This window comes from Mycobacteriales bacterium, from assembly GCA_035504215.1.
In the GTDB taxonomy this organism is placed as follows: domain Bacteria; phylum Actinomycetota; class Actinomycetes; order JAFAQI01; family JAFAQI01; genus DATAUK01.
Genome location: DATJSI010000019.1, coordinates 1 through 5,699 on the forward strand (window position 1 = coordinate 1; position 5,699 = coordinate 5,699).

General features: G+C 68.4%; 6 protein-coding genes. 1 reads left to right on the top strand and 5 read right to left on the bottom strand.

The features are described 5' to 3' along the window. From VME70_01755 to VME70_01775, 5 genes are all read right to left on the bottom strand, one after another. Nucleotides 1–751 (bottom strand): ATP-binding protein (locus VME70_01755; protein HTW18918.1); only part of this gene is annotated, 751 nt, incomplete at its 3' end. Nucleotides 752–793: 42 nt separating this feature from the next. Next, nucleotides 794–1,564 (bottom strand): hypothetical protein, encoded by a 771-nt coding sequence (locus VME70_01760; GenBank protein HTW18919.1) that lies wholly within the window; start codon nucleotides 1,562–1,564, stop codon nucleotides 794–796. Between the two features lie 75 nt (nucleotides 1,565–1,639). Beyond that, the gene (locus VME70_01765; protein HTW18920.1) at nucleotides 1,640–2,476 is read right to left on the bottom strand and encodes a response regulator; all 837 of its coding nucleotides are present in this window, start codon (nucleotides 2,474–2,476) and stop codon (nucleotides 1,640–1,642) included. Beyond that, complete coding sequence (locus VME70_01770; GenBank protein ID HTW18921.1) at nucleotides 2,473–4,263, bottom strand: GAF domain-containing protein; 1,791 nt, start codon at nucleotides 4,261–4,263, stop codon at nucleotides 2,473–2,475. Before VME70_01770 ends, VME70_01765 begins: the two co-directional genes overlap by 4 nt. Further along, nucleotides 4,260–4,850, bottom strand: a complete 591-nt coding sequence (locus tag VME70_01775; GenBank protein HTW18922.1) for a hypothetical protein — start codon at nucleotides 4,848–4,850, stop codon at nucleotides 4,260–4,262. The genes VME70_01770 and VME70_01775 overlap by 4 nt, the downstream gene beginning before the upstream one ends. 129 nt (nucleotides 4,851–4,979) lie before the next feature. Here VME70_01775 and VME70_01780 point away from each other — a divergent pair. After that, a partial coding sequence (locus VME70_01780; protein ID HTW18923.1) for a serine hydrolase occupies nucleotides 4,980–5,699 on the top strand: 720 nt, incomplete at its 3' end.

Here is a 5,699-nt window from a genome sequence, read left to right on the forward strand (position 1 = left end):
TGACCGTCACCCTGTCGTCGGCCCGTACCGCGGTCAGCACCCGGCTCCCCTGGTCGGTCTCGATGACGATCTCGGCCAGCGCCGGCAGCGCCAGCAGCAGCGCCGGTCCCGTCTCGGCCAGCAGCCGCGCGACCAGGCCGATGGCGGCGGCGTCGCGCAGCGGGAGCTCGACCGAGGTCGTGAAGCCGGCCGGCGGCAGGTCATCCGGCCGGTCGCCATCGGGGAAGGGAAGCCGCAGCACCGGCACGTGCCCGCCGCGCGCCTCAAGCTCGCCCGCCAGCGCCGGCACCCCGGCCACCAGCAGCCCGGACCGTTCCCGAGACCAGCCGACCGACCCGGTCGCCGAGTGGATGCGCGGGGAGTCGGTGACCGCGACCACCGCCGCGAACCCGACCCCGAACCGCCCGACCGTCGCCGGCGCCCCGTCCGCGCCGTGGTCCCGCTTGCTCGAGGCGCGCAGCGTCGACAGCGCCTCCACCCCGGCCGCGTCCAGCGGCGCCCCGGTGTTGGCGGCGACCAGCGTCCCGTCGCGCAGCGTCAGCCGCAGCCGGCCCGGCACTCCCGCCCGCGCGGCCGCATCGGCGGCGTTCTGCGCCAGCTCCACCACGACCCGGTCACGGTACCCGCCGAGCGCGTAGTCCTCCTCCGCGTTGGCGTCCTCGCGGAACCGCGCGGGTGACGCCGCCCAGGCGTCGAGCACCCGGCCGCGCAGCGCCGCGGTGGCAAAGGGATCGTTCCGGTCGTCAGGCACACCTGACCCTACAAGCCGGCCCGACCCGGCCAAGCCGACCGCTTACGGCATCCCGCGCAGTAGCGTGCGCACCATCAGGTCGGCCCGGTCCTGACACATCGTGAGCACCGACTCCCCGTCGAACGTGCGCACTGACGAGCCGACGCACTCGTCCAGGGCGTCGGCCAGCGCGGTGTTCACGCGCTCGATGAGCTCCGTCGGGATGGCCGCTCCGGCCGCGTTGCGCAGCAGTCGCGCCGTCTGCTTTCGGTACGTCGTCGCCGTCCGCGACCCGGTCTTCACCTGGTGGTCGTAGAGGAACAGGCTCTGCCCGCTGATCATCTGCAGGGCCGGGTCGAAGTCGGGCGAACGCCTGATCTTGCTCCGCAGCTCGCGCAGGCTGCCCGTCTCGGCGTACATGATCGCGGCGGCGTTCTCATCGGTGGCGTAGGTGAGGTAACCGTCCTCGTAGCACCAGGCGTTGATCTGCTCGGTCGGCCCGAGCAGCAACTCGGTGAAGCCGAACCGCTCCGGGACGATGTGGACGATGCACTGGAACGAGGTGCGGAGCGCGTCGGCCGCCAGCTTGTGCAGATCGGCTGCTTTTTGCGCAAGCGAAACGTGCATATCGGAGGACGGGAACATCTCCCAGTCCTCGGCCGCCTGATCGAGCGCGCGGCTCGCCCCGGACAGCCCGAGAGCGTACGCCACCTCCTCGAAAATCGAGGGCTGAGCTGCGACGAGGAATCCCAGGCTGCCGACGTGCACGTAAAAGCGGCGGCTGGCCGGCGCATCCAGCACGCAGGTGTCAGCGGAGTTGATGGCGATCGCCACCGCGGGTCCTTCCCCTAACCTGAACGAGCGCTCTAAGGAGCACGCTGAGGTGTAGCCGAGACGACAGCTCAGCTATTACATGGAAAATGAGATTCTGTCAAGTCCAGGCAGCTCCCACAGTCGCCCCGCCACGTCCCGTACCCGGACAGCCTCGAGGAGATCGGGCGTGATGCCGGCCGGCAGCAGGTGGCTGAGGCTGGCCGGCACCGCCGCCGCGTCCTCCGGCCAGCGGTCGGCCGGAGCCAGGCCGACCGCCACCGCGGCCGACAGGGTCCGGCTCCAGTACACGCCGACGCACACTCCGTCCGGTCCCTTCTCCATCGGGCGGGCCGGCTTCTCCGCCAGCAGCGGGATCACGGAGCTGAGCAGTCGTGACGCCAGCGAATAGAGGGTCTGCACCCCGCCGCTCGGGGAGAGCGCGTCGAGCACCTGGCCTTCGAACAGGAACGGTTCCATGCTCGCACCCAGATTGGCCATCGGCGTCGACTGGGCCAGACGTCGCGCGGCCGCCCCTTCGAGCAGCTCGGTGAGCTTGGCGATGACCGAGCGAGCGTCGTACTTCTCCTTCATGAAGGCCCAGTCGACGCCGAACTTCTGCTGCGCGTACGACTGCAGGTCCATCCGGTCGCCGCCCTGCCACCCGGTGACCAGGATGCACCGGGTGCTGTCGCCGTCGGTCTCGCGGATCGCCTCGAGCACCCTGATGCCGTCGGAGTTCTGGTCATCGTCCGGGTCGAGGCCGATGTCAAGGATCGCGACATCGAACCGGGCGGTCCGCAGCGCCTCCCTGGCCGCCTGCAACGACTCGCAGGCGACCACTTCGGAGGCGCCGGCCCGGCGCGCGGCCCGGTTGAACGTGTAGATCCAGCTGCCGATGTCCTCGACTATCAGCGCTCTCGTGGGTGCCCTCACGGCTGGTCGACTCCCTCGGGGGTTCGATCGATCGCTTGCGGGTCGATCTGGAAACGGATGTTGACGGTGGTGCCCGAGCCGGGCTCGGACTCGATCTCGATCAGCCCCTGGGTGCGACGGACCCAGCCGCGGACCCACATCATCCCGAACCCGAGCCCGCTGCCACGGCGGCTCGCCTGACCCGGCTCGAAAAGCCGGTCAAGCTCGCGCTTGGTCATCCCGACCCCGGTGTCGCGCACCGTGATCACGATGAAGGGCTCCCGCGGCAGGCGCACGTCCAGCCAGGTCGTCACGTGCAGCGATCCCGGCTGGTTCTGCATCGCCTTGACCGCGTTGAGGACCAGGTTCTCGACGACGAGGTCGAGGGCGGTGCACGGGATGTTGGGCAGGCCGGGCGCCAGCTCAACTACCAGGTCGATCGACTTCGGGATCCTGACCGTCGCCAGGCCGCCTTCGACCTGCGCGTTGACGTCGGCGCTCTCTTGCAGCGTGCCGATCCGCCGGCGCAACTCGTCCGGGATCTCGAGCGTGTTCTCCGCATTGATCGCGATCATTCGGAGCCGGGTCGTGAGGTCGTCGGCGTCCGGCGGGCTGGGCGAATCGAGATCCTCAAGCAGGTCCCGCACAATCGCCCTGATCGAGCCGACGTGGTTGTTGATCCGGTGGACGGCGTTGAGCACCTGGTCGGCGGCGAGCACCATGAGCTGGTCTTGTAGTTCGCTGTCGATGTCGGCCCGGATCTTCGTCATCGCGATCGCGTTGACCACCCGCCGCGCGAACCGCTCGGCCAGCACCTGCCCGACGTTGCTGAAGGCGTTCTCGCGCGAGCTCTCGAGGTTGAGCACGCCGATCGGGAACCGGTTGCTCCCGCCGAAGGTAATCGGGATGGCCATCTCGCACCGCATCGACTGGTCGATGGGCCGGTAGTCCGGGCTCTCGAACGCCCGCTGCAGCAGGACCGTCTGGCCGCCGCGGAAGGCCTGGCCGCAGACGCTGGTGCCGATATCCACCCGAACCCCGATGTCGGCGTTGTTGGTGCTGTAGGCGACGACCAGGGACTGGCCGTCCTGCGGGTCGGCGAAGAGGATCTCGGCCGCGTCCGGCTTGACGAAGGCCAGCGAGTTCAGCGCGCTCAGGATACGGTCGAGAACCTCGCGCATGACCATATCGCCGTCGCGCCGGGTGGCCTCGACCAGCAGCCGGTCGGTGGCGTTCCTGAAATCGTCCTCGTCGAAAAGGGCGGCGTGGCTGATCGCCATCGACACCTGCCCGGCCACCGCCTCGACGAAATCGAGATGCGACTGCTCGAACTGCACATCGGGCGGCGCCTCGACGTTGATGACGCCGATCGCGTCTCCATCGAGGGTGAGTTCGGCGGCGACGACGCTGAGCCCCGGCACAGTGGCGGCCGGATCTGATTCCCCCACCCGCGGGAAATACCGTTGGCGCAGCTGAGGATCACTATGCAGATCGTTTACCAGGACCGGCCGGTGGTTCGACAGCACAAGCCCGGAAATCGAGCTGTCGATCGGCACGAAATGACCGAACTCGGCCGGGTCGGATGAGATCTCATTGCGCAGCCCGTCCGCGTACTCGAACAAGATGTCAACATGCGAGGCGTTGAGTATCTGCTGAGTCTCGGTGACGATGAAATGAAGTGTTTCCGCCAGCGTATTCGTATGGTCGATGATTCGCTGGTCAGTCGCCAGCGTCAGCTCGAGTTGCCGTTCCCGTAGCCGCGCGTGGTCGTGGCTGCCTGCCGGGGCCGGTCCTTGGGTTTCGCTCATCTGGCACCGCTAACCTCGTCGCCGCATTCGGATATGACCGAGGTCCGCAGCGTGGTCGCCAGATCCTGCGCCAGCGATACGTAGCGGACCGCGTCCGCCGTCGACGGCGGCCAGCTGGATTCGACCGTGTAGTCGCGCAGCCGCCGCAGTTCGCCGATCGCCGGGGACAGCAGCGGCCAGTTGTCCAGCCTCTCCAGGTTCAGCGCCACCTGCGGCCAGCCGTGCGGCTGGTTCGGCGCTATCCGATCGGAGGCCATGTTGAGCTGGTACTCAAGCAGCCCCCAGGCATCGATGACCGCCTGCGCGGGCGCCGTCGCCGCCAGTTCCTCGAGGACGCCGAACGCCGTCGCCTCGCGCCTGACCACGGCGGCGTCTTCAGGCGAGTCCGCATTCTTCGCCGCGACGGCCAGCGCCTGCTCATAAGGCGCGAGCGTGGCGAAGGTCGCTTCGCCCCAGGGCAATTTGAGACTCTGTATCCGCCCAAAGGCATCGCGAAGCTGTTCGCGCAGCACTATCGCTGCGACCACCACGGCGATCGGCCACGCAAGAGAGTTCGCGAGCGAAGCGATGAACTGCAGGGCAGACACGAGCTGAGATTACACCACCCGGCTTATCGGTCCTAATAAGTTTCTTGGGGAGTTCTACCGTGATCTATTAGCTGCTATTTTGTGTCGATGGGGGCAGGGGAAGAACCACGATCAGATAAGCCGCAGCTGATGGTCGGATCACCGCCGTTCACGGCGGAGCGGCTCGTCACGCTGGAGAATTGGCAGCAGGGTCCCTATAACCGGTGGGCGTTTCAGCACGTCCGCGAGCTCATACCGACTGCCGCGATCCCGCGTGGTGACGGTCCGGTCTGGGAACTCGAGCGCGACGAGCGGGACCTGAGCGGGCTGCGGTTCTCGACCGAGCAGGGCGAGCTGACCGTGGGCGGCCTGCTCGACGACACCTACACCGACGGCTTCCTCGTCCTCCATCGGGGCGCGATCGTCACCGAGCAGTACCGCAACGGCCTCCGCCCCGGCACGCCGCACCTGCTCATGTCGGTCTCCAAGTCGATCACCGGCCTCGTGGCGGGCGCGCTGGCCGGCCGCGGCGCGCTCGACGTGACCGCGAACGTCGACAGCATCGTCCCGGAGTTGAAGGCCACCTCCTTTCGCGGCGCGACCGTCCAGCAGCTGCTTGACATGCGCACCGGCACCAAATACGGCGAGGACTACCGCGATCCGGACGCCGAGATCGCGGTCAGCGACCGCGTCTACCGCTGGTCGCCCGACGACGGGCGGCCGCGCCCGGGCGACGCGCTCGAGTACTTCGCCAGCCTCGGCAACGACGGGGAGCACGGCGGCCCCTTCCGCTACCGGTCGATCCTGGTCGACGTGCTCGCCTGGGTGCTGGAGCGGGCGGCCGACGAGCGCTTCCCCGACCTGGTGGCG